The 22813-nt window shown below is 56.0% G+C and carries 22 protein-coding genes and 2 tRNA genes; 5 read left to right on the top strand and 19 right to left on the bottom strand.

Features of this window, described 5'->3' with window-relative positions; translation table 11 throughout:
- Nucleotides 1–416: hypothetical protein (locus tag QZL66_RS04215; RefSeq protein WP_293601849.1), on the top strand; the 416-nt coding region annotated here is incomplete at its 5' end.
- 36 nt (nucleotides 417–452) lie between these two features.
- Here QZL66_RS04215 and QZL66_RS04210 read toward each other — a convergent pair.
- The 3 genes from QZL66_RS04210 to QZL66_RS04200 all read right to left on the bottom strand — a co-directional run bounded on the left by QZL66_RS04210 (nucleotide 453) and on the right by QZL66_RS04200 (nucleotide 3224).
- A complete protein-coding gene (locus tag QZL66_RS04210; protein WP_022410495.1) occupies nucleotides 453–1934 on the bottom strand; it encodes a PH domain-containing protein in 1482 nt (493 codons plus the stop codon).
- 10 nt (nucleotides 1935–1944) lie between these two features.
- Nucleotides 1945–2412 (bottom strand): PH domain-containing protein, encoded by a 468-nt coding sequence (locus QZL66_RS04205; protein WP_022410494.1) that lies wholly within the window; start codon nucleotides 2410–2412, stop codon nucleotides 1945–1947.
- 146 nt (nucleotides 2413–2558) lie between these two features.
- Nucleotides 2559–3224 carry a metallophosphoesterase family protein gene (locus tag QZL66_RS04200; RefSeq protein WP_022410493.1) on the bottom strand — a complete coding sequence of 222 codons (666 nt, stop codon included), beginning with the start codon at nucleotides 3222–3224 and terminating at the stop codon, nucleotides 2559–2561.
- A gap of 36 nt (nucleotides 3225–3260) precedes the next feature.
- Between QZL66_RS04200 and QZL66_RS04195 the strand changes: the two genes are divergently transcribed.
- Nucleotides 3261–4622, top strand: coding sequence for an alanine/glycine:cation symporter family protein (locus QZL66_RS04195; RefSeq protein WP_022410492.1), 1362 nt, complete (start codon nucleotides 3261–3263; stop codon nucleotides 4620–4622).
- Here QZL66_RS04195 and dtd read toward each other — a convergent pair.
- Genes dtd through QZL66_RS04180 form a run of 3 tightly spaced genes read right to left on the bottom strand, consistent with a single transcriptional unit; the run spans nucleotide 4585 to nucleotide 6200 of the window.
- Nucleotides 4585–5037: a D-aminoacyl-tRNA deacylase gene (gene dtd, locus QZL66_RS04190; RefSeq protein WP_022410491.1), complete on the bottom strand. Its 453-nt coding sequence runs from the start codon at nucleotides 5035–5037 to the stop codon at nucleotides 4585–4587. The two genes, QZL66_RS04195 and dtd, sit on opposite strands and share 38 nt — an antisense overlap.
- Nucleotides 5038–5040: 3 nt before the next feature.
- The gene (locus tag QZL66_RS04185) at nucleotides 5041–5784 is read right to left on the bottom strand and encodes an NAD-dependent protein deacylase (protein ID WP_022410490.1); all 744 of its coding nucleotides are present in this window, start codon (nucleotides 5782–5784) and stop codon (nucleotides 5041–5043) included.
- On the bottom strand, nucleotides 5784–6200 hold the full coding sequence (locus QZL66_RS04180; RefSeq protein ID WP_022410489.1) for a secondary thiamine-phosphate synthase enzyme YjbQ: 417 nt from the start codon (nucleotides 6198–6200) through the stop codon (nucleotides 5784–5786). The genes QZL66_RS04185 and QZL66_RS04180 overlap by 1 nt, the downstream gene beginning before the upstream one ends.
- Before the next feature lie 415 nt (nucleotides 6201–6615).
- Here QZL66_RS04180 and QZL66_RS04175 point away from each other — a divergent pair.
- Nucleotides 6616–6704: transfer RNA gene (locus tag QZL66_RS04175), tRNA-Ser, on the top strand.
- A 52-nt stretch (nucleotides 6705–6756) separates the two neighbouring features.
- Nucleotides 6757–6846 (top strand) — tRNA-Ser (locus QZL66_RS04170).
- Here QZL66_RS04170 and QZL66_RS04165 read toward each other — a convergent pair.
- From QZL66_RS04165 to QZL66_RS04125, 9 genes are all read right to left on the bottom strand, one after another.
- The gene (locus QZL66_RS04165) at nucleotides 6825–6971 is read right to left on the bottom strand and encodes a hypothetical protein (RefSeq protein WP_293601848.1); all 147 of its coding nucleotides are present in this window, start codon (nucleotides 6969–6971) and stop codon (nucleotides 6825–6827) included. The genes QZL66_RS04170 and QZL66_RS04165 overlap by 22 nt on opposite strands.
- A gap of 38 nt (nucleotides 6972–7009) precedes the next feature.
- A complete protein-coding gene (locus QZL66_RS04160; RefSeq protein WP_022410488.1) occupies nucleotides 7010–8503 on the bottom strand; it encodes a UDP-glucose--hexose-1-phosphate uridylyltransferase in 1494 nt (497 codons plus the stop codon).
- A 19-nt stretch (nucleotides 8504–8522) separates the two neighbouring features.
- Entirely contained in the window at nucleotides 8523–9515 is a 993-nt protein-coding gene (gene galE / locus QZL66_RS04155; protein ID WP_022410487.1) for a UDP-glucose 4-epimerase GalE, read from the bottom strand.
- On the bottom strand, nucleotides 9512–10807 hold the full coding sequence (locus tag QZL66_RS04150; RefSeq protein ID WP_022410486.1) for a galactokinase: 1296 nt from the start codon (nucleotides 10805–10807) through the stop codon (nucleotides 9512–9514). The genes galE and QZL66_RS04150 overlap by 4 nt, the downstream gene beginning before the upstream one ends.
- Before the next feature lie 63 nt (nucleotides 10808–10870).
- A complete protein-coding gene (locus QZL66_RS04145) occupies nucleotides 10871–13063 on the bottom strand; it encodes an alpha-galactosidase (protein ID WP_022410485.1) in 2193 nt (730 codons plus the stop codon).
- 14 nt (nucleotides 13064–13077) lie between these two features.
- Nucleotides 13078–14490: a sucrose phosphorylase gene (gene gtfA, locus QZL66_RS04140; RefSeq protein ID WP_022410484.1), complete on the bottom strand. Its 1413-nt coding sequence runs from the start codon at nucleotides 14488–14490 to the stop codon at nucleotides 13078–13080.
- A gap of 119 nt (nucleotides 14491–14609) precedes the next feature.
- The gene (locus tag QZL66_RS04135) at nucleotides 14610–15461 is read right to left on the bottom strand and encodes a carbohydrate ABC transporter permease (protein WP_022410483.1); all 852 of its coding nucleotides are present in this window, start codon (nucleotides 15459–15461) and stop codon (nucleotides 14610–14612) included.
- A complete protein-coding gene (locus QZL66_RS04130) occupies nucleotides 15458–16321 on the bottom strand; it encodes a carbohydrate ABC transporter permease (protein ID WP_367180796.1) in 864 nt (287 codons plus the stop codon). Before QZL66_RS04130 ends, QZL66_RS04135 begins: the two co-directional genes overlap by 4 nt.
- An 18-nt stretch (nucleotides 16322–16339) precedes the next feature.
- On the bottom strand, nucleotides 16340–17638 hold the full coding sequence (locus QZL66_RS04125; RefSeq protein WP_022410481.1) for an ABC transporter substrate-binding protein: 1299 nt from the start codon (nucleotides 17636–17638) through the stop codon (nucleotides 16340–16342).
- A gap of 233 nt (nucleotides 17639–17871) precedes the next feature.
- Between QZL66_RS04125 and QZL66_RS04120 the strand changes: the two genes are divergently transcribed.
- On the top strand, nucleotides 17872–18720 hold the full coding sequence (locus QZL66_RS04120; RefSeq protein ID WP_022410480.1) for an AraC family transcriptional regulator: 849 nt from the start codon (nucleotides 17872–17874) through the stop codon (nucleotides 18718–18720).
- Between the two features lie 176 nt (nucleotides 18721–18896).
- Here QZL66_RS04120 and QZL66_RS04115 read toward each other — a convergent pair whose 3' ends face one another.
- The 4 genes from QZL66_RS04115 to QZL66_RS04100 all read right to left on the bottom strand — a co-directional run.
- Entirely contained in the window at nucleotides 18897–19592 is a 696-nt protein-coding gene (locus QZL66_RS04115) for a sortase (protein ID WP_022410479.1), read from the bottom strand.
- A gap of 13 nt (nucleotides 19593–19605) precedes the next feature.
- Nucleotides 19606–20694 (bottom strand): Cna B-type domain-containing protein, encoded by a 1089-nt coding sequence (locus QZL66_RS04110; RefSeq protein ID WP_022410478.1) that lies wholly within the window; start codon nucleotides 20692–20694, stop codon nucleotides 19606–19608.
- 3 nt (nucleotides 20695–20697) lie between these two features.
- On the bottom strand, nucleotides 20698–21579 hold the full coding sequence (locus tag QZL66_RS04105; RefSeq protein ID WP_022410477.1) for a class C sortase: 882 nt from the start codon (nucleotides 21577–21579) through the stop codon (nucleotides 20698–20700).
- A 238-nt stretch (nucleotides 21580–21817) separates the two neighbouring features.
- On the bottom strand, nucleotides 21818–22813 hold a 996-nt coding region (locus QZL66_RS04100; protein WP_293601847.1), incomplete at its 5' end, for an isopeptide-forming domain-containing fimbrial protein.

Below are 22813 nucleotides of genomic sequence, written 5' to 3'. Positions count from 1 at the left end.
TCTTAATGCCTGCCGGTGCATCCGGATGTGCGCAGACTGCGCGCTCGGGAAAGATGCACGAAAAGGCTTTTATAACATCGAGTCAGTCCGGCGATATCCTTGCCGCCCGCTCGTATGATCCATCATTTTTTGCGGCGGTTCCGGCCGCAGAGAATACAAAACCGGACGGAACCACTGTGGGTTACCAGCAGCCGTTCCGCCGTGTTTTCCGTTCCAAATTTTATCTGTTTGGAAAAAATGGCGGTCTGATCGTTCCGCCTTTTTCAAAAGCAGCACCGTGCAAAGCCATCCAGCAGGCTTCATGCGGGGCTGCCAAAAGCAACGCACAACAAATACATAGTTTTATTATACGATTTTCTGGATTCTTTGTCAATGCCATTTCTGAAAAATTTGCTTTTTTCACAACGAACCGATAGAAAAGCGGAAACGTCCTAGAAACTTTGCACGGATGCTCATCCGGCAAGTTCCGCCACGATTCGCCGTGCAGCCGCCTCCGGCAGCGCCGTCAGCTTATACCGTTCTTGCCGTGTGCCGTTGCACACCAAAAACAGGTGGCAGACGTGATTCTTCTTTTGAAACACCGTCTGCACCATCTCGATCCGCACGATGCGTTCCCGGCTGACTGTAATGGTATGAAAGGTGAAGCCACGGCTGAAGTGAAACCGCACCGCCCGCTCATCCATGGCGATGTACTGCGACCGCAGGGAAACCGCCCGCACCAGCAGCATCCAGAGTGCCGGAATCACCAGCATCACCGCAAAAAAGCGGATGATGGCGTGAAATTTCGGAAACAGCAGCAGCGCCAGAACACGTGCCGCCAGAACGCCAGCCAGCCAGAACAGCGGCTGCCACAAAAACGACCAGAAAAACCGCAGACGGGAGGATGCTTTCAGATACGGTTCTTTCATGTTCTCCACCGCACGCACCTCTTGCAGGAACTCCTGCGCCACAGGCTTCCGCATCAGAGGAATGAGCACCGGCAGCGTATCCCAGCGGTTTCCGTAGCCGGGACACCGAATGTGCAGCGACACCATCCCAAAAATCTTCATCACCAGATTCTGCCGGAGGTCGGAGAAGATCATGGCACTATTCTGAAGGTGATACCGCCGTCTGGTCAGGATGCCGGAGTGCACCGACACATACTCGCTGCCGATGCGGATGCGGAATCTGCCGTACCGCAGCAGGTTCTGCACAAAGGAGATCAGCCACAGGGCGAGAATCAGAATACCGATGGTAATGGCGACTCGCGGCACACCACGGAACACCGCCGCCGCACGGTCTGTGGCATCCTCCAAAAGCTTCTGCGCCCGAAACTGTTCCAGCAGGTCGGAGCAGATCCGTCCGCCCTGGACGAACAGCATGCCGATGTAAACGGCACCGGAAAAGCTGCTGGAAAACAGGGCGGAGAACAGCATCACCCGCCAGGGCGAGGTATGATAGGCGACGGTGTCCTGACTGTCATTTTGCAGCAGGGGCACGTTTTTGCGCAGCTGGTGCAGATCCCGCACCCGCAGCATCAGGCGCATATCCGCCTCCGGAATCGCCCCTGCTGCCGTATCCACCTGAAGCCGTACCGCATGGAACGGGCGGAGGTAAAAGGGGTGTTCCTCCACCGTTGCGGTGATGCGTGCGCAGGGAATCACGGTTTCCTGCCGGACAAACACACCGCTGTAGGCACGGATGGAAACCGCATCGAAGCGGTAGCTGCAGCAGTACCAGCGCAGCGCACCAAACCCCAGAATCAGCAGCGCCACCAGCAGGTCAAACCATGCGCCGGCACCCCACTCCACAAAGTTTTGCAGGGAGAACGGGTAGAACCGCAGACTGCGCAGCAGCGGAAAGATCAGAAGCCAGAGGTTCTTGGCACTGTATCGCAGAATCTTGATGGGGTGTTCGTGATAAGCCGTTTTTTCCGGCGGGTCGTGTATGAGCATGCGTCCCTCCTCATTCCGATGCCTGCACAGACTGCGGGCGGTTGTACACCGTATTTTGCAGGAACACCTGAATCTCCTCCGCATCCTCCCGCCGCAAAAACGACAGCAGGATCGTTCCGCCATAGGCGTGGAGCGGAATGAAGTTCAGCCCCGTCTTCTGGGAGAACGGCGCACGCAGAATGGTACAGTATTGCAGCGCCTGTGTCCGCATGGTCTGCTCCCGCAGGAATATGATCCCGCAGCGTTTGGTGATATGCGTGGCAGACACCGTGTAGGAAACGGTATTGAACCACATGGGAATCAGCAGCACTGCCATCAGAATCGCAGCCAGCAGCAGGAGCACGGTCAGCGTCCACAAGAGCCAATCCGGCAGGATCGCCAGAAAGTACCAGATGAGAAAGAGCAGAATCGCCGCCGCCATCGGTGTTGCAGCCTGTAGCACACGCTGTGCCTGACGGTCTGCGGTATATTGTTTCATCGCAATCCTCCCTCCCGAAAAAGCCTGTCATATTCCTTCCCTATGTATGATATAGATTATTATACCCGCAGAAGCCGGATGCGTCAAGAGCGAACGCCATATCTTATGCAGAAGTCCTGCCGGAAATGCCCGAATTTCGACAAGGGCTAGATGGCTGCAACTTCATCGTACAGAATCTGTACCTTTTCCCGCACCAGCCGGTTCACGTGAAAGTGTCCGGCGTACCACATGCGGAACGAAAGCGTTTCATACAGCCATTCCAGATACCCCGTCAGCTCCGCATCGTGGGCATCCGGCACCAGACCAAGGCAATGGATGACCGACTGCGGAACGGTGTGCGTCAGCACGTAGTCCACGGCGTATCCGCAGGACTCCAGCGTTTGTCTGGCTGTCCGGTAGTCCTCGCTGCCGGGAATTTCCTGATGCCACCAGCTCCGCCCCTCCGCACGGAACGCCTTGTCCACAGAGTATGCACCGCCAAAGGTGAAAAATATCTTTCCCTCGATGGTAAAGCACTGTCCCCGCATGAGGTGAAAGATATTGCCGGCAATGCGGTGTGCGTTCCCGCCGTTCCATGAAACAACGGGATACATCTCCAAAAGGTCGAAGTTCTCATGGTTGCCGTCCACAAAAGCGATGGAAAACGGCATTTCCGCCAGCTTCGACAAAAGCTCTCCCTCCTGCGGTTCCTCCCAAACAAAGCCGAAATCACCGCACACGATCACCGTATCCCCGCTGCCCACAGGGAGGGAGCGCAGACGGTACTGAAAGTCATCGTAATCCCCATGGGTATCACCCGTTATGTAAATCAAATTTTCACACCTCGTTTCACCAGACCAGGAGGCATTATGCAGCAGTTTCTCTCTCACGTGCAAAATTTCCTCTGGGGCCCCGGCATGCTGGTGCTGCTTCTGGGCACCGGGCTGTGGCTCAGCTGGAAGAGCCGGTTCTTCCAGCTGCATGGCTGGCGCACCATTCTGCGGCGCACATTTGGCAGCCTGCGCAAATCCGCAGCATCCGCCGATTCGGCGGGCAACGCCCCAGCCCTGACGCAGTTCCAGACCTTTTCCGCAGCCCTCGCCGCTGCCATGGGCACGGGAAACATCATCGGCGTTGCCGGTGCGCTCTGTTTGGGCGGTGCCGGCGCCATCTTTTGGATGTGGATCTCGGCGCTGCTGGGCATGATGCTGACCTATGCGGAGAATGTCCTCGCCGTGCGGTACGCCGGCACACGTCCCGACGGCTCAGCAGTGCGTGGCCCTATGGCATACCTGCGCTTCGGGCTGGGCAGCCGGGTTCTGCCGTTTCTCTACGCCGTCTTTTGCATCCTCGCCTCATTCGGCATGGGGAATATGACCCAGAGCAGCGCCATCTCCACCCTGTTGCAGGATGCTTTTCCCCTGCCGGTGTGGGGCATTGCCGCCGGAATCGCCGTTCTGCTGGGCTGCATCCTGCTCCGTGGGGTGCGTGGCGCAGGCAGTGTGCTCCAGTGGCTCATGCCGCTGCTGGCAGCCGGATACATGCTGGCAGCGCTCGCCGTCATCCTCCGCCACAGTGCAGCGCTGCCGGAGGCATTCCGTGCCATTTTTCGTGGCGCCTTTGGCATGCGTGCCGTGGGCGGCGGCATCTCCGGCGCCATGCTCCGCAGCGCCATTGAAACCGGACTCCGGCGGGGCATCTTCTCCAACGAGGCCGGACTCGGCAGCAGTGCGCTGGTACACGCCGGCAGCGACTCCAAGGATGCCTCTCTGCAGGGACTGTGGAGCATGACCGAAGTGGCGCTCGACACGCTGGTCTGCTGTACCCTCACCGCCCTTGCCCTGCTCACCAGCGGTGCTGCCCAGACCGGTTTGAGCGACACGGAACAAATCGTCGCCGCATTCTCCGGCATCTTCGGCAGCTTTGCACCGCAGATCATGGCAGTAGTCACAGCGCTCTTCGCCTTTTGCACCATGATCGGCTGGTGCTGCTGCGGAGAACAGGCGGTGCACTATCTTCTCGGCGCACGGGGACTTCTGCCCTACCGGCTGATGTTCTGCGCAGCTGCCGGTGCCGGTGCCATGATCGCACTTCCCACAGTCTGGGCACTCTCCGACATTGCAAACGGTCTGATGGCGCTGCCCAATCTGCTGGGACTTCTGCTGCTCTGCCGGCACGCCGGACTGGAAAAGCTCATTTCACGATCTCGTCGGAATCCAGCACCACAGTAAACGGGCCGTCGTTCAGCAGCTCTACCTGCATATCCGCCCCAAAGATACCGGACTCCACCACCGGAATCGTCCGGCGGCAGTACGCCTTGCAATATTCGTAGAGCGCCTCTGCCTGTGCCGGCGGTGCAGCGTGAACAAAGCTGGGACGGTTGCCCCTGCGGCAGTCGGCGTACAGGGTGAACTGGGATACCAGCAGCAGTTCCCCGTCCACATCGGAGAGGGAGCGGTTGATCTTGTCGTTCTCGTCGGAGAAGATCCGCAGACGCATCATCTTGTCCGCCATTTTTTCTGCAATTTCCTCGGTGTCGTCCGGCCCGATGCCCAGCAGCACCAGAAAGCCCTGTCCGATTTTTCCGGTGATCTCGCCGTCCACTGTCACGCTGGCGTGCTTCACCCGTTGAATGACCATGCGCATTTCTCACGCCTCCTTTTCCGGAACCTGAATCTGTTCCATCACTGCACCAATGGCATCCCGTATGCAGAGATCTGCCATCTTGTCCATTTGTGTAGCATCCCGATTGATGAGCACCAGCGAATCCCCCTGAAAATACCGCAGCAGTCCGGCAGCCGGATAGACCACCAGCGAGGTTCCGCCCACGATCAGCAGGTCGGCGCTGGCAATGGCGGAAATGGAGCGGGTCAGCACGTCCTCCGACAGCGACTCCTCATACAGCACCACATCCGGTTTCACCATGCCGCCGCACTTGTCGCAATGGGGAATGCCGTTTGTCATCATCACCCATTCCGCATCGTAGACCGCACCGCAGCTCCGGCAGATGTTCCGGTGCACGCTGCCGTGCAGTTCCAGCACATTCCGGCTGCCGGCCATCTGGTGCAGCCCGTCGATGTTCTGCGTCACAACGGCAAGCAGACGCCCCGCCTGTTCCAGCTCCGCCAGCTTTTTGTGGGCGGCGTTGGGCTTTGCCGTCAGGCAGATCATCTTGTTCCGGTAGAACCGGTAGAACTCTGCCGGATGCCGGTCAAAATAGGTGCGGCTGAGAATCGTTTCCGGCGGTACATCGTACTGCTGGTGATACAAGCCGTCCTGACTGCGGAAGTCCGGAATCCCGCTCTCGGTGGAAACACCTGCTCCGCCGAAAAACACAATGCGGTGAGCTGCATTGATCTTCTTCTGCAGCTGCTGTACTTTTTCCATATCCATCACACATTCGCTCCCTTCTCATGCGCTTCCATCACGGTGACCAGAAAGGTTCTCCGCCGCGGCCCGTCGAACTCGCAGAAATAAACACCCTGCCATGTACCCAGCACCAGTCTGCCGTTTTTCACCGGAATCATGGCGCTGCTTCCCACAGCGGAAGCACGGGCGTGCGCCGAGGAATTTCCCTCTGCATGGCGGAACTCCGGCCGATCCGGAAACGCTTTCCGGTATGCCAGCAGCAAGTCCGTCACCACGTCCGGATCGGCATTTTCATTGATGGTGATTCCGGCGGTGGTGTGGGGACAGTAGACCAGACAGATGCCGTCCTGCACACCGCTCTCCGCCACAGCGCCCTGCACCTGTGCCGTAATGGGACAGAAATCCTCCGCCGGCGTATCCAAGGTATATCGATATAACATTGCTGCACGTCCTCCCCGTTTGGTTTCTTTTTGGTTTCTTTTATTATAAGCGATTTCCGGAAAAAAAGCAAGGTGTCCTGACGTGGCTGCACGAAAATCAATTTTCATGATAACCTCCCCTGAAAGGGGTGACTCCCCACGGGGTGGGGAGGTTCTTTCGTAAAATCTTTTTATGACGTTTTCGGCATAAGTGGAGACCCCTCAGTCAGTGCTACGCACTGCCAGCTCCCCTTTCAGGGGAGCCTTGTTTGCAAATCCGATTGTAAATCCAAACCGCATACAATCAATTATATTGCAAGATACAGGTATTTTCTTTCCTTTTCAAAGAAATTCAAATTTTGAGAATCTTTTTTCGATTTTTGCTTGACAAAGTCCAAACTTTGTTGTATAATAAAAAAGCTGTTTGACACAGTCTGGAGAGGTGTCCGAGTGGTTTAAGGAGCTGGTCTTGAAAACCAGTGATTCCGAGAGGAACCGTGGGTTCGAATCCCACCCTCTCCGCCATTGAAAGCGCTACGACACATTGATACAATGTTTTCGTTTTAGAATAGGTTTTGCAGAAATACCCAAGTGGTGAAGGGGCTCCCCTGCTAAGGGAGTAGGTCGGGAAACCGGCGCGAGGGTTCAAATCCCTCTTTCTGCGCCAAGTAAATATACTTGAGAAAATCGCGTAATTCCGTACTTTTCGGGGTTGCGTGATTTTTCTTTGCCGTATTTTCCAAAAAGTCCCCACTCCAGAGAAAAGCCGGACAGGCGCAGCTTTTGGCGCACCTGTCCGGCTCTTGTTTGTTTCTATGATAGATGAGTGATTACTTCAGGGTGCACAGGAAACGCCGGAACGCCTCGCTGCCCTCTGCATTGCGGGCGAATACGCCGGCATCGCACAGCACCTGTTCAAACACAGCGCCCACCTCCTGCTGGAGAATCGACTCCGCATTTTCTGCGCAGAATTCCGGATGACGTGCCAGAACCTCCTGCGCCCATACAGCGTGGGATGCCGTCCGGCTGTCCGCAGTCAGATCAGCGCCGGTGAGCATAGACTTCCGCAGCACCTCCAGCTCCGTGGCAAGACGTGCCGGCAGTACTGCCAGCCCCATGACCTCGATCAAGCCGATGTTCTCTTTCTTGATGTGGTGCAGGGACGGGTTGGGATGGTAGACACCCAGCGGGCGTTCCTCTGTGGTAATGTTGTTGCGCAGCACCAGATCACACTGATAGGTATCACCGCACATTCTGGCAATGGGAGTGATGGTGTTGTGGGGCGTTCCATCGGTTTCCGCAAAAATGAACGCCTCCGGATCGCTGTAGCGCCGCCAGTGCTCCAGCACCAGATCGCACGCTGCTGCCAGCGCCGTCCGGTCCTGACTCTCCAGACGGATGACAGACATGGGCCATTTTAAAATGCCGGCGTTTACCGTGGGATAATCCGGCAGGGTGAAGTGCTGCTCCACCGGTGCTTTTGCCATGGCGAAGGTATAGTGACCGCCCTGAAAATGCTCGTGGCTCAGAATCGAACCGCCCACAATGGGGAGATCGGCGTTGGAGCCGATGAAGTAGTGGGGCAGGAAATCCAGAAAATCAAAGAGCTTCTCGAACACCGCTGCGTCGATCTTCATGGGGACGTGCTTCTGGTTGAAAGCGATGCAGTGCTCGTTGTAGTATCCGTAGGGGGAATATTGCAGCTGCCACGGCTCGTCATGAATGCGGATGCTGATCGGCCGCAGATTCTGCCGTGCCGGATGGGTCGCCGTTCCGGCAAAGCCGGCGTTCTCCGGACAGAGCTGACACTTGGGATAGGAAACCGCCTGCTGCGTGCGGGCAGCTGCAATGTCCCGCGGGTCTTTCTCCGGCTTGGAGCGGTTGATGGTGATGTCCAGCACGCCGTATTCCGAGGGATATGTCCACTTGATATCCTTGGCGATTCTGCCGGCACGGACGTAGTTCACATTCTGGTTATAGGCAAAATACCAGTCGGTCGCCGTCTGGGGAGAAACGTCGTATTTCTCCCGAAATGTCCGCTGCACCTCTCTGGGATAGGGTGTCATGCAGCCCATCAGACGGGTGTCAAACCGATCCCGCATACCGCTGGTGTTTTCGATCAGACCCTGTTCACAGGCATAGTCCACCAGTTTCGCCAGAATCTCGTCCACACTGCGGGAATCCTCCGCCGGTTCCGATGTCTCCCACGCTGCAACATGCAGCACGTCCATCAGCTGGTTCCGAACCACGATCTCGTCCTCCGGCTGAATCAGTCCGGTGCGGATCGCATACGCCAGCAAGTTCTGAATTTCCTGACAAATCATTGCGCTACCCCCTCATTTATTATTTTTCTGCATATCCGTCGGGATGGTTCTTGTGCCAATTCCATGCGCTGGAAATGATCTCTTCCAAGCTGTCGTGCACCGGATTCCAGCCCAGCACACGCTTTGCCTTTTCGCTGGATGCCACCAGACGAGCCGGATCGCCGGCACGGCGGGGTGTTTCCACCGCCGGAATGGGATGCCCCGTCACCTTGCGTGCGGTTTCGATCACCTCACGGACAGAATAGCCGATGCCGTTGCCCAGATTGAAGATATCGCTTGCACCGCCCTCCGCCAGATAGCGCACCGCCAGAATGTGCGCCTGCGCCAGATCAGTCACATGGATGTAGTCCCGAATGCAGGTGCCGTCCGGTGTATCGTAATCTGTGCCGTAGATAGAAACGGACTCCCGCTTGCCGTTGGGCACTTGCAGAATCAGCGGAATCAAGTGGCTCTCCGGATTGTGCGCCTCACCGATATTGCCGCTGGCATCGGCACCGCAGGCGTTGAAATAGCGCAGGGAGACATAGCGCAGACCGTGCGCCAGCCCCGTCCAGTGGAACATCTTCTCCATGGCGAGTTTGGTTTCGCCGTAGGGATTGGTGGGGCAGGTGCGGTCGCTCTCCAAAATCGGCACATGCTCCGGTTCGCCGTAGGTGGCTGCCGTGGAGGAAAAGACGATCTTGTCAATGCCGTGCGCCACCATGGCATCCAGCAGGACTTTCGTTCCGCACAGATTGTTGTCGTAGTATTTCAGCGGGTTGGAAACGCTCTCCCCCACCAGCGAAAAGGCGGCGAAATGAATAACAGCGTCGATCTTCTCAGTTTCGAACAGGTGATCCAAAAATGCACGGTCGTGCAGGTCGCCCTGATAGAACGCAGCGCCCTCCGGAACTGCACGCCGGTAGCCGGTCACCAGACTATCCGCAACCACGACTTCCTCGCCGGCACGAATCAGTTCCAGCGCCGTGTGCGAACCGATATAGCCTGCTCCGCCAAATACCAGAATTCTCATTGTAACTCCTCCTTCATCTCAACCCCGCCCACCGGACGAATCCGGAGGACATAGCAGCTGCCCTCGCCGAACAGCTGTTCCATTGCCTTTGTGTACATCGCCACCTGCGCCAGCGGGACAAACGCCTGAATCGTGCCGGCGAAGCCGCCGCCGTGAACACGAACTGCGCCCGCTCCTGCCAGGAGCCGCTTGCTGACGGCAATGGCAAGGGGAATCTCCTGCGCCGTAGGTTTGCTGGCGGAATAGAGGTTTTGCAGCAGCTCCGCCGAGGAAGCGCCGGACTCCTGCACCAGCGTCAAGAACTGTGCCATATCCCCGGATTCCAGCGCCTGCGCCTGTGCGCCGGCACGCCGGTTCTCCGCAAAGAAATGCATGGCACGCAGAATGGCACGGTCAGAGCAGCTCCGGCGCAGCTGCGGAATGGCAGCATAGAACGCCTCCTCTGAAACGCCCCGCAGCTCGGTTTGTCCGAACTGCGCTGCGACCTGCCGCATCTCCGTGGGAATCGCCGTGTAATCATCGGTGAGGTCAGCATGGCTGCCCTTGGTGTCGGTGATGCAGATGGCGTAGCCGTACCTGGCAAAATCCACAGCGTGGGCTGTGACCTTGGGACTTGCCGTGTCCTGAAAGTCCACATATACCACACCGCCGGAGGCGCACGCCGTCTGGTCCATCAGACCGCTCTGCTTTCCGTAGTAGATATTCTCGGCATACTGCCCTGCCTGTGCCAGTGCCACCGGTGTCATAGCGCCGTCGTTGTCGTGCTCGTTGAAGATCGTCCCCAGCAGAATCTCGAACGCCGCCGAGGAGGACAGCCCGCTGCCGGTGAGCACCGCCGAGGTGGTGTAGGCATCAAAGCCGGAGGGCTGCACGCCGTTCTGCGCCAATTTCGACGCAATGCCGCGAATCAGTGCGGCAGAGGTGCCCTGCTCCGACGGCTGGGCTTCCAGCCGGGACAGGTCGATGGTATCCATGGGATAGCCCTCCGACTGAAGCCGCAGCTTTCGGTCTGTCCGAAATGAAACCACTGCCACCACATCCAGCTGAATGGCTGCCGCTAAAACGCAGCCGTGCTGGTGGTCGGTGTGGTTGCCGCCGATCTCCGTTCTGCCCGGCGCAGAGAACACGGAAATCTGGGACTCCGCATGTTCCGGAAATGTTTGCACAAACTGCCGGATGGCACGGACGTAGCGCTGACGCTGCGCCGGAACTGCATCTGCGCCGTACAGCTTTTGAAAATAGGTATCCCATTTGCCGTCTTGAATGGACGGAATCCATGCATTGGACTTCATAACAGACCTCCCATTGATTCACGGGAACTTCTCTTCCCATTATAACATCTATCGTTTTCAGAATCAAGCAAAAATTTTCTTCAGGTGGAACATCACTGGACAATAGTCGCCCCATGTCTGCGGCAGCAGCAGTCCGCCGTGCATCAGTGCTGCACCGGTGTAGATCTCGCCGGATGCCGTATCCTGATATCGGCTCTCCGGACAGAGTCCTGCCAGACGCAGTGCCTTCCGGCGCATATTGGGAGCGGTGCGGAACACCACGCCCTGTACCAGAACCTCACTGTCATCCTGTGCCACAAAGCTCCAGAAAGCGCTGTTTTCCGTGAACGGATCGCTGAGGCGGTAGTACTTGCCGCCGTGGATCAGCGGGCCGTATTCCTTGAACTGCTTGATCTGTGCCGCAGCCGTTTTCTTGTCCTCCTCCGACAGCTTTTGCAGATCCAGCTCGAAGCCGAAGCTGCCTGCCATTGCCGTAATGCCTCTGGTTTCCATGGGAGTGATTCTGCCGGTCTGGTGATTGGGAACGACAGAAACGTGAGAGCCAACAGCGGAGATGGGATAGATCATGGAAGTGCCGTACTGAATCCGTGTGCGCTCATAGGCGTCGGTGTCATCGCTGCACCAGATCTGCGGGCAGTAGTACAGCATGCCGGCATCAAATCTGCCGCCGCCGCCGCTGCATCCCTCGAACAGCACGTCCGGAAATTCTGCGGTGAGGCGTTCCAGCAGCGCATACAGTCCCAGCACGTACCGGTGCGGCAGTTCGCCCTGCTGCGCTGCCGGAAGCGTTGCGGAATACCAGTCGCTGATACTGCGGTTCATGTCCCACTTCACATAGGAGATCGCTGCGCTGCGGAGCACACCGCTGATCTTCTCGTACAGATAGTCCTGTACCTCCTGACGGGTCATGTCCAGCAGCAGCTGATACCGGCTACGCATAGGTGCTCTGTCCGGAATGCGAATCGCCCAGTCCGGATGGCTGCGGTAGAGGTCACTGTCCTCGGAGATCATCTCCGGTTCAAACCACAGTCCGAACTGCATGCCCAGCGAGCGCACCTGATCCACCAGTTTTCCCAGTCCGCCATGCAGCTTGGTTTCGTTCACGTCCCAGTCGCCCAGACCGGAACAGTCGCCGTCCCGCTTGCCGAACCAGCCGTCGTCCAGCACCAGCATATCCACGCCCAGTTCTGCGGCGGATTTGGCGATGCTCCAGATCTTCTCCTCGTTGAAGTCGAAGTAGGTCGCCTCCCAGTTGTTGATGAGCACCGGACGCTCTGCCAGCTGGTACTTGCCACGGCAGACATGCTCCCGAATCACCTTGTGGAACCGCTGGGACATCTCTGCCAGACCTCTGTCGCTATAGGTGAATACCGCCTCCGGCGTGTGGAATTCCTCGCCGGACTGCAAAGTCCATGCAAACAAATCCGGATGCAGTCCCATGACCAGGCGCACCTGATCCAGCTGATCCAGCTCGATCTGTGTCTGGAAGCTGCCGCTGTACATCAGAAATGCGCCGATGCAGCTGCCGTTCTGCTCTGTGCAGTCCGGCGCACACAGAACCGCAGAGGGGTTCTGCTGATGGCTGGAAGTGCCTCTTGCGCTGGAACTCTCCTGCACGCCGTGGAACAGCGCTGTCCGCTCCGGCATCCGCTCCATGGCGTGTCTGCCGTGGAAGTGCATCCACTCCCATGTGCCGTCCGGCAAGTCCAGACACAAGCTGGCTGCCTTCTGCAAAACCACAGGGGATGCGCCGGTATTCCGGAACACAGCGCTTCTGGTGATGATGTCCAGTTCCGGCAGAACGCCGTATTGCAGGACAACTTCCACGCCGGATGCGGTATCCCGCAGGGTGATCTCCAGCGTTTCCGCATCCGCTGCATCGGCATAAACTGCCGGCAGTCCGGGAATGCTGTACTTGCCCGGTTTGATGGCATAGCTCTGATACCGCAGATCCAGCGCCTGGCTGCCGTCCGCATGGCGGACATTAGCAGCGCTGATGCGGTAATCCCCCACGCCTGCGCCGGCATACTCCTGCGGCAGGGTGTTCAGGGAATAGGTGCGGTCATTTCCGGCCTCATAGAGGTTTCCAGCAAATCCCACATCCGGATACTTCCGGAGATAGTCCATGCTGTGTCCCACCGGTACGCCGTACCAGAGGTGCTTCAGCACCCCATAGGAATCTGCGCACATCTGATACTCGGTGTGGGCGGTCCGGATACGAAACAGTCTTTCCTGCGCTTCTGCGAAAATCGGCATGGTAATTTCCTCCTTTAGTCAATGGTAAAGCGATAGTTGGTGAGATCAGCGTGGAGCGTCAGCTGAGCATCGCCGCAGGTTCTGGTGATGGTGAGCTGGTCGCCCTCTGCCGTTACAGCAATGGCACCGTCCAGTCCGAATGCCGGATGGGTGTTCCGCAGCTCCATGAGCCGCTTCAGATCCTGTACCACGCTGCGCTCCTGCTCCTTTGCCACTTCCTCGCTGGTGTAATAGTGGCGGTTGATATCTCTGCCATTCTTGGTGCGTTCCATAAGGGCGATGTCGTTGCTGCCTGCCAGCATACCGACATAGTACACCTGCGGAATGCCCGGCGCAAAGAACTGAATGGCACGTGCCAGCAGATAGGCATCGTCCCGATTGCCCAGCGCAGAATAATAGGTGGTGTTCACCTGATAGATATCCAGATTGTTGTACGCCTCAGAGCTGTAGATCTTCTTGACGTTTGCGCCCTGCTGGTACATCTGTTCCTTGACGGTTTCGATCTCTGCGTCCGGCAGCAGGTCCTTGACATCCACAATGCCGATGCCGTCGTGGGTGTCCAGTGTGGTGAACTGCTTCATGGGGCACTGCTCCAGCCACTTTTTCAGGTACACGCCGGTGTGGTTGAACAGAGCGTGCAGCGTGAGAACCGGCAGCGCAAAATCGTAGATCCAGAAGCCCTTGTCTGCAATCTTCATGGGGATGGTGTAGTGCTCATGGATCTCCGGCAGAATCTCCGCCTGTTCCTCCTGCACAATGCCCTCGATTTCGTGGAGCAAATCCCAGATCTCCGGCTCTACAAAGAAGCAGTTGGTATCCTTTTTCTTGATGGCATAGGCAAACGCATCCAGACGGATCACCGCTGCGCCGTGACGGCACATGCTCTTCAGTGTCCGGCGAATGAATTCCTTGACAGCGGGCTTTTCCACATCCAGATCGATCTGTTCCTCGCAGAACGTGCACCAGATCTTTTCCGTGGTGCCGTCGGCGAACTCTGCCTCGATGTAGGGAGCACGGGGCTTTCTCTTATAGATCAGATCCAGCTGCTCCGGTGTGGGCTCGCCGTTTTCCCAAAAGGAGGAATAGCGGATAAAGAAGTCCCGGTACGGCGACTCGTCCTTGTGCTGTAAGAAGTCCTGAAAATACTCGGAGTGCGCCGAGATGTGATTGACCATGAAGTCAAACATCAGGTAGTAGTCCTCGCCGAGGGCTTCCACATCGTCAAATGTGCCGAACGCCTCGTCCACCTTTTCGTAGGTGACGGGCGCAAATCCACGGTCTGCCGACGACGGGAAAAACGGCAGGATATGCACACCGCCGATGGCGTTGTGATAATACCGGTTCAGCACCGTGTGGAGTTCCTTCAAATTTTTTCCCATGCTGTCCGCATAGGTAATCAGCATAATTTGGTTGTTCAGTTTTTTCATCATACACACCCTGTCTTTCATAATATCAGTTTCAGAGAATCCCGCACAGAAAACGGTTCTGCACGGGATTGCTGAAATCGGTCGGATTCGAATGATTGAGGAGGATCAAATGCTGCTGTTTATCCCTTGACTGCGCCGTTGGCGATGCCGCCGATGATCTGCTTCTGACAGAAGATGTAGAAGATCAGGATCGGGATCAGTGCCAGCAGGTAGGAAGCGAATGCCAGGTTATAGTTGGTGCCGAACTGGGTCTGGAAGTTCAGCTGCGCCAGCGGAAGTGTCGTACCCTTCGAGCTGGACAGGATAACCAGCGGGGTCATAACGTCGTTCCATGTGCCCAGTGCGGTCAGAACCGCAACCGTTGCGTGCATGGGCTTCATCATCGGGAAAATAATTGTCCAGTAGGTCTTCCATGCGGAAGCACCGTCAATGTCTGCGGCCTCTTCCAGTGCAAGGGGCACATTTTTCAGATAGCCGCTATACAGCATGACGTTCATGGGCATATAGAATACCACATACAGGAGAATGACACCCAGACGGTTGTCCAGTCCCAAAACTGCGGTTTCCTTTACCAGCGGCATCATCAGGATGGCAAACGGAACGAACATACCGCTGACGATGTAATAGTACACCATGCGGAAGCCCTTTTTCCGAGCCATACTTCTGCCGATGGCATAGCCGGTCATGGAGTGCAGCAGAATTGCGATCACGATGGTTGCGCCGGTGATGAGCAAGCTGTTTCCAAGAGTGTGCCAGAAGTCGGTGACTTTCATTGCCTCGGAGAAGTTGCTGAAGCTCCAGTGGCTGGGGAAGCCCAGTGCGCCGGCGATGTCGTTGGTCATCTCTGTGGGGCTTTTGAATGCGATCATTACCGCCATATACAGCGGAAACAGAATTGTAATGCATCCCAGGAACAGCAGCACGGTCAGGAAAACGTTGGTGCGTCCCGGTCTTTTCTTTGTCATACTCATAGCTGCTCCTCCTTTCTTCCCGTCAACTTCATCTGAACCACTGCAAAGATGACAATGACAATGAAGAAGATCACGGCGTTGGCACTCTGGAAGCCGAACTGGCCGCCTGCCATACCGTTGTTATAAATCAGGTAGGAAATTGACTCGGTACTCTGTGCCGGACCGCCCTTGGTCAAGGACATGATCTGGTCGAATACCATCAGCATGTTTTTGGTACTCAGAATCAGGTTGATGGAGATGAACGGCAGCAGCATAGGGAACGTCAGCTTCCAGAACTTCTGCCAGCCGGTCACGCCGTCGATCATGCCTGCCTCGTAGATATCGGTGGGCACGGTCTGGAGACCGGAGATATAGATGATGGTGTTCATGGCGACTGCCTGCCATACGCCGACGATGAGCACGCCGATCCATGCGTATTTTTCACTGGCGAGGATACTGTTTTCCAGGAAGCCGATGTGGGCAGCCTTGCCGATTGCCGGCACGATATAGGTGAAGAAGAAACTGAAGATATAACCAATAATCAGTCCGCCGAGGATGTTGGGGACGAAGTAAACGCCCCGCAGCAGGCTCTTGCAGCGGATTCTGCTGTTCAGTCCCAGCGCAATCAGCAGGCTGAGGAAGTTGATCAGAATGGTTCCGACAACTGCATATTTAAATGTAAACCAATAGGAGTTCCGGACACGCTCATCACCGAACAGGTCGATGTAATTGCGGAATCCTACGAAATCATAATCACCATAGCCACGGTAGTTGGTGAAGCTGTAGATTGCACCGGTAATCAGCGGAATGGTGTTGAATGCGACAAATAGAATCAATGCGGGGAGGATCATCAGCAGGAAGGTCCGTTCCCGATTGGACATCTTTTTTCTGCCTTTCATTTAGTTTCCCTCCTTTTCCTGCTCGTACTTCTGAACCTTTTCGATCAGATCACGATTGTAGCGCTTCCAGTCCTTGTCGAACCGCTTGAGGAATTTCTCGGTGGCGTTGTCAGAATCATCCATCAGATAGGTCTGAATCATCGCATCCACACTCATCTCAGTGGGATAGTGGTGGTCGTGGAAGTCTGCCATGTTGCCGTCGTCGATGTCCTGCTTCATGCCGTCCAGAATCGACGGGAGTGTGAAGTCGCCCTCCTTACAGGGAACTGCACTCTGGTTGTCCAGATAGATCTGGATGGTATCGTCCTGGAACATGAAGTCCAGCACCTTATAAACGGCTTCCTTGTTCTTGCTCTCCTTCATGACAGCGAACAGCAGGTCTACGCCGGAGTTCAGCACGTTGTCCTCTGCGTTCTCGTTGGCAGGGAAAGTGAAAGAGTCGATGTTGATGTCCGGATTGACGGACTGGATCTGCGGAACAGCGTAGCTGCCAATGGGGAACATTGCCGACTCGCCACGGGCAAATGCCGTACATGCATCGTTGTAGCTGTAGGCGTAGGGATTCGACTCCGCATACTGGAGCAGTGCCTTTTCCTTCTCTGCGACCTCAGCATATTGCTCTGTAAATGTGGTGTTTCCGGCGTTCACCTGGCTGCAAACGTCAGGGGGTGTCAGACCGACTGCAAGAGCGTTCCACGGTGCCATACAAGTCCAGGTATCCTTGTATCCCATATAAAGCGGATAGGCAACGCCGCTCTCGGAAATCGTGTCACAAAGGGCTGTGAACTCGCTCCAGGTAGTCGGAATCTCCCAGCCGTTTTCCTCGAACATATCCTTGTTGTACAGGATGCCGGCACAGTTTGCCACGTAGGGCAGCGCATGCACGCCATCCTGCGGAATAAACTCCAGCTCCTTGACGATATCCATGTACGCCGGCTTGATGTCCGAAATGCCGTCAAAGTCTGAGATGTCCATAAACATATTGGCATCTAAGAAGTTGGAGTAGTTGATATCGCCGCCGATGCCGATGATATCCGGATAATCCTCACGGACAAACCGTGTCTTTAAAACCGTCATGGCATCGTTGGGCGATTCGATCTCAAGATAGATCTCATCCTGAGAAGCGTTGAACCGCTCTGCCATCTCATCAAAAGCGGAAACCGCCTCCGGTTTATACTGGAGCATGGTGACGATTGTTCTTCCGTCTTTCGTCTTGTCACTTCCGCAGCCAGTCAGAACAGCTGAAGATGCTGTCAAAACCAGTGCCATTCCCAATGCAACGCATTTTCGCTTGTTCATGCAAAATTCCTCCTTTTTTACGTCAATTCGCTGCAGTCTTACTTGAGTAATTTTATTATACCATCCATAATGCGCCTTGTAAATATCAGAAAAACGCTACATTTATACCATTTTGCGATTTTTCTTAGAATAGTGCAAAATCACCTTGCATTTTGAGATATCTCATGGTATAATATTACAATAAGGATATCCCAAAATAAAAAATGACTGACAAAATCATCAGGAGGCTACAAATGAAAGACCTGATATTCTCCGTATTTCCCAACGAAAATTTCGTCGATCTGGGGCTGTTCCAGTTCGGCATGGAACGCTGTGCGCCGTCCCATTCTTTCGGGCCGGCGAGCCGAAACCACTTCCTGTTCCACTATGTGCTCTCCGGTATGGGAACGCTTATGGCGGACAATGCCAAAGGGCAGACCATCACCTACAATGTCCGGAGCATGCAGGGGTTCATGATCTTCCCCGGACAGGTCACCATGTACATCGCCGACCACCAGACCCCATGGGAATACCTCTGGATCGAGTTCGACGGACTGCGTGCCAAGGGAATGCTGGAGACTGCCGGATTTTCGCTGGACTCTCCCATCTACCACGCCCGCAAAAAGGAGCTGCGGGAAGAGATGAAGAGCGAGATGCTGCACATCATTGAACACGGCGATGCCCCGCCCTTCCACCTCATCGGACACCTCTATCTCTTTCTGGATTATCTGGTGCGTTCCGCTGCTGCGCTGAAAGTCATGAGCAACAGCACGCTGCGGGATTTCTACATCCACGAGGCACTGGAATACATTGAACACAACTTCCAGAACAACATCTCTGTGGAGGATATTGCTTCGGTCTGCGGACTGAACCGCACCTACTTCGGCAAGATCTTCAAGGACTCCATCGGAAAGACACCGCAGGAATTTCTACTCAACTTCCGCATGGCAAAGGCGGCGGAGCTGCTCAAGCTGACCTCCCTCTCCATCGGCGACATCGGAAACGCCGTGGGCTATCAGAACGCCCTGCATTTTTCCAGAGCCTTTAAGAACATCTACGGCATTCCCCCGAGAGAATGGCGCAACCGGAACTGCCTGCACTAAGAACCTGTCTTCACAAGCGTATATGCGTGTCTTTTCGGCAAATTTTGCTGCATCCTGCGTATTTTTGCCTTGTCTGCAACAAAATTATGCTCGAAAATCCGCATATATTTCCTACGAACACAAGCTCTAAAGCAAAACCCTGTCAACAGGTCTTACACTGCTGACAGGGTTTCTTTCTATTCTTTTTTCTCTGCGGCACGCACTGTGACACGGCTCTGACCGCTCAGCGTACAGGTGAACAGCGTCAGATCCCAGTTCTCGTCCCCCTCCGCCATGGCGGAAACATCTGTTCCGATCAGCAGGTCAGTCTGCACCACCTCGTAGGTGTGCACCGCACCGCTGCACTCTGTGAAGAGAATCTCATCGCCGGAATTCAATTCCCCAATGCGCCCGAAGTGCGACCGGTAGTTATGTGCTGCCACAATGAGGTTGCCATCCGCCACCGTTCCGGCGTACCGGCAGGGAGCGATCTTCAGGTTGGGATAGCTCCACTCGTCCTGCACCGGCAGTTCGATGCCCAGCGAGGGAATGGTGAGGATGCCAATATACGTGTACTCATACACCGTGAGCACCGTTTCCTCCTGCGGTTCGGAAACGCCGTACTCCTGAAACAAATCCTTCTCCGGCAGTTCCCCGGAGGGCGTTCCGGAGGGCTGCGTGCCGGTAACCGTGCCGGCAGTTTCGCCTGTGCCGAATTCCTCCGGCAATTCCGTGGTCAGCGGCGGCAGCTCCTCCTTCAGCACCGTCAGAACCTCCTGCGCCGTTTCCCCGCTGCGGATGCTCTGATACCAATTGTATAGACACAAGGACAGCGCCGCTGCCAGCAGCACTGCCCCTGCAAGAATCCAGCACAAGCCACGTGTGTTTTTCATGCGCTATCCTCGCTTACTTTTTCGAATGCAGCCGGAAGCCAACGACTACCAGCACCAGCCCCGCCCCCGCCAGCACAGGAACCGGCCACCACAGCTGTCCCGTCTGGGGAAGCTTTCCGCCGCTGCTGGCGGCGGTGTTTCCGGTCTGGCGCACCGTAGTCACAGCAGCACCGCCCGTTACAGACGAGGTTGCCGGTGCTGTCGTGTCGCCTGTCACCTGCGAAGTTGCCAGTGCGGAGGTGACCGCCATGGTCGTAGTTTCCGTAGTCACAACGGTGCTCTCCGGCGTAATGGTAGAAGCCTTGGTGCTGTTGTGGGTGTTGATCATCAGGAACTGGGTTTCATTGCCGCGATAGACCACCGTATATTCCTTGGGGACATCCATCTCCAGAATCCGGCAGTCCGCCAGCGCATCCGCCGACCAGTGATACGTCCAGCCGTTGCTCTCGTCCAGCCGTACTGTGTCCGTCAGTGTGCCGTCCTGATAGAGTCCGACATCGATGAATGCGGTGCGATCCTGCGGCTGGGATTCGTCGTTTTTCCAGACCTTCCGCACGGTATACTGAATGGTATCCGAGGTGGGGAGTTTCCGCACCTGAAATTTCGGGTAGGCGAGGAGGTTCATCTCCTCCGGCTTTCCGGCGATCTCCACCAGCACCGGCGAGGGAATATAGCGCTTGTCGCCGGAAACAACCATCTTGCCGGCAAGGAGGTACAGCCCCTTTTCCAGTTCGCCAAAGGTCACCGAGCCGGAATCGTCCGTCTTATCGGTGGACTGGGGCTGGCGCTGTTCCAGCACGGCGTAGTTTTCGAGGGTATCGGCTGCCGTCTGCATTTCCGATGCGGTGGTCAGCTCCATGGAAACGGGGTCGCCTGCGAAATCCCCCTCCAGCTGATAGCTGCCGTCGGCACTGCGGGCGCCGACACGGTAGAGATTCCACTGCATGCCGGAGAGCGTCACGGGGTCCGACCTGCAGATCAGTGTCAAATTGGAACGGGTATCCTCCGCCGTTGCCGGAAGCAGCAGGCACGCCGTCAGCCACAGACAGACACCCAGCGCACAGAGCAGTGCGCCAAAACGATGCAGCGCCGTTCGGGTCATCGATCAGTCACCTTCCTTTTTCTCAGGTTCTTTCAGTTTTGTGAGAAGCTCCCTGCGGGAGCGTGTTTTCTGCTGTCTGCTGCTCACGATCCAGAACACCAGCAGTCCCACGAACAGCGGTGCAGCGATAAACGGCACCACGGACATAGAATCCAGCTGGACGGCATCGGCTGCCACCTTGACGTTGTGGGGGTAGACGGTGTCCACCCGGTGCGCCCGCACCAGAAGCCGGTGGGAGTTGACCCCGTAGGGGGTGCAGGTCATGAGGGTGACGTAATCCCCGCCGGGGATGATGGCGAGCTTGTCAAGCTCGTCGGGTTTGACGATGAAAATTTTCTCCACCTCGTAGGTGAGCACCTCATCCAGAATGGTGACGGTGAACGTGTCGCCCTCGACCAGCTGGTCCAGATCGGAGAAGAGCTTTGCGGAGGGCAGTCCCCGGTGCGCCGAGATGACGGCGTGGGTGTTCTCCCCGCCCACGGGAAATGACGAGCCCTGGAGGTGTCCCACCGCCACGTTCAGCACCTCGGCGCTTGTCCCGTGGTAGATGGGCAGCTCCACCTGAATCTTGGGGATAGAGATATAGCCCATGATACCGGTTCCGCTAATGTCGAGGATTTTGCCGTAGTTTCCGGCATCCTCCCAGTTGGTGAAAGGGGCGGTAAGGTGAGAGAGGGTGGCGTTGTAGGAGTGCGCTTCCATGAGGAGGCGTTCCTTGTCGCCGGTGTCCATCTGTTCGACGGACTGGTTATAGGTGGCGATGGCACGTGTCTGGACACGGGAATTCCACCAGTCGCTGACAGTCGGGTACAGCATCACGGAGAGCCCCACCAGCAGCAGCACGACCAATATGGCGGTTGAAATCACATTTCGTTTTTTCTTCATACAGAAACCACAGCTCCTTTGGCGGAGGACGGTTCTGCAAGAGGTGTACTGCTCATGGGGTCCCCCCTAATGCCTGCCAGCGCAGACATGTTCAGGTAATTTCGGGTAAATACCGCAGAGGCTTCTGCACGGCAGACTGCCCATGCCGAAGTGCCGGGCGCACCGGACAAGCGGGAGGTCTGTGCCGTACAGAAGCTGCGGTCATTGGATCAAAACGGGAAAAATGCGAGAAAATCGGTTACTGGGCGTCTTTTGCACGCTTCTTGGTGATGAGGAGCACGCCAGCGCCGACAACCAGCACACCGCCGGCAACGTAGAAGATGGTCGTACCGATGCCACCGGTGGACGGGAGGGAGGAACCGGAGGTGTTCAGAACGGTAGTTTCAACTACGCCATACTTACCAAACGAATCTCCTTCGCCCGGTGTTTTTGCAGGCTGTGCAGCGCCAGTATCTACGGTCAGAGTCAAATCAGTCAATGCTTTGGTAGCATCGAAGACATCCCAATTCTGACCATTGGCTGTGGTTGCATCTAGTTTCAAGGTAACCGGAGCATTGAGGAGGTTATATCCGGTCGGTGCCTTGGTCTCTGTCAGGGTATATGTGCCGTCATCCAGACCGATTACCTTGAACAAACCATTTGCATCCGATTTCAGGACACTAGCCTCTGCTACCGTATCAACCCAACCGGTTACATAACCATTTTCATCAACTTTTGCATACTTATCAGCAGCATTCTTCAGATTGAACTCTGCATCTTTCAGCTTCTTGTCCGTTACGCTATCCTGCTTGGTAACATCCAGTTCATAGGTGAACACGATAACCTTGTCTTCCGGAGTCTTGCTCGTTGTCGGTGTGCCAGAACCATCCCAGTAAGAATCGTTGCTGTACTCCAACTTTACTGCGTTTTCTTGACCGGACAAACCAATCTGAGCGGTTTTGTTCAGAACAGCACTGTATTCCACTGTTACTACGCTGCTTGCGGTAATGGTATTTCCATCCTTAATGTCAGCAAATGTAACGGTGATTTCGTTGCCTGCAATCGCAACTGTTGCGCCAACTGCATTCTTACCATCAACTTTTACTGTTACATCCCCAACAGCCGGAGCGGTGAACTGTGTGCCCAGCGTATCGTGGAAAATGTATCTGTAGTGCTCATAGTCGCCAATGGTGCTCGGCATTGTGCCATACAGCTTGAACGGAACAGAATCACCAATGTTGTAGTCTGCAACATC

It is taken from the genome of Ruminococcus sp. CAG:330 (genome assembly GCF_000437175.1).
Taxonomy (GTDB): Bacteria; Bacillota; Clostridia; order Oscillospirales; family Ruminococcaceae; genus Ruminococcus_C.
This window is presented reverse-complemented; position numbering and strand designations above follow the sequence as displayed.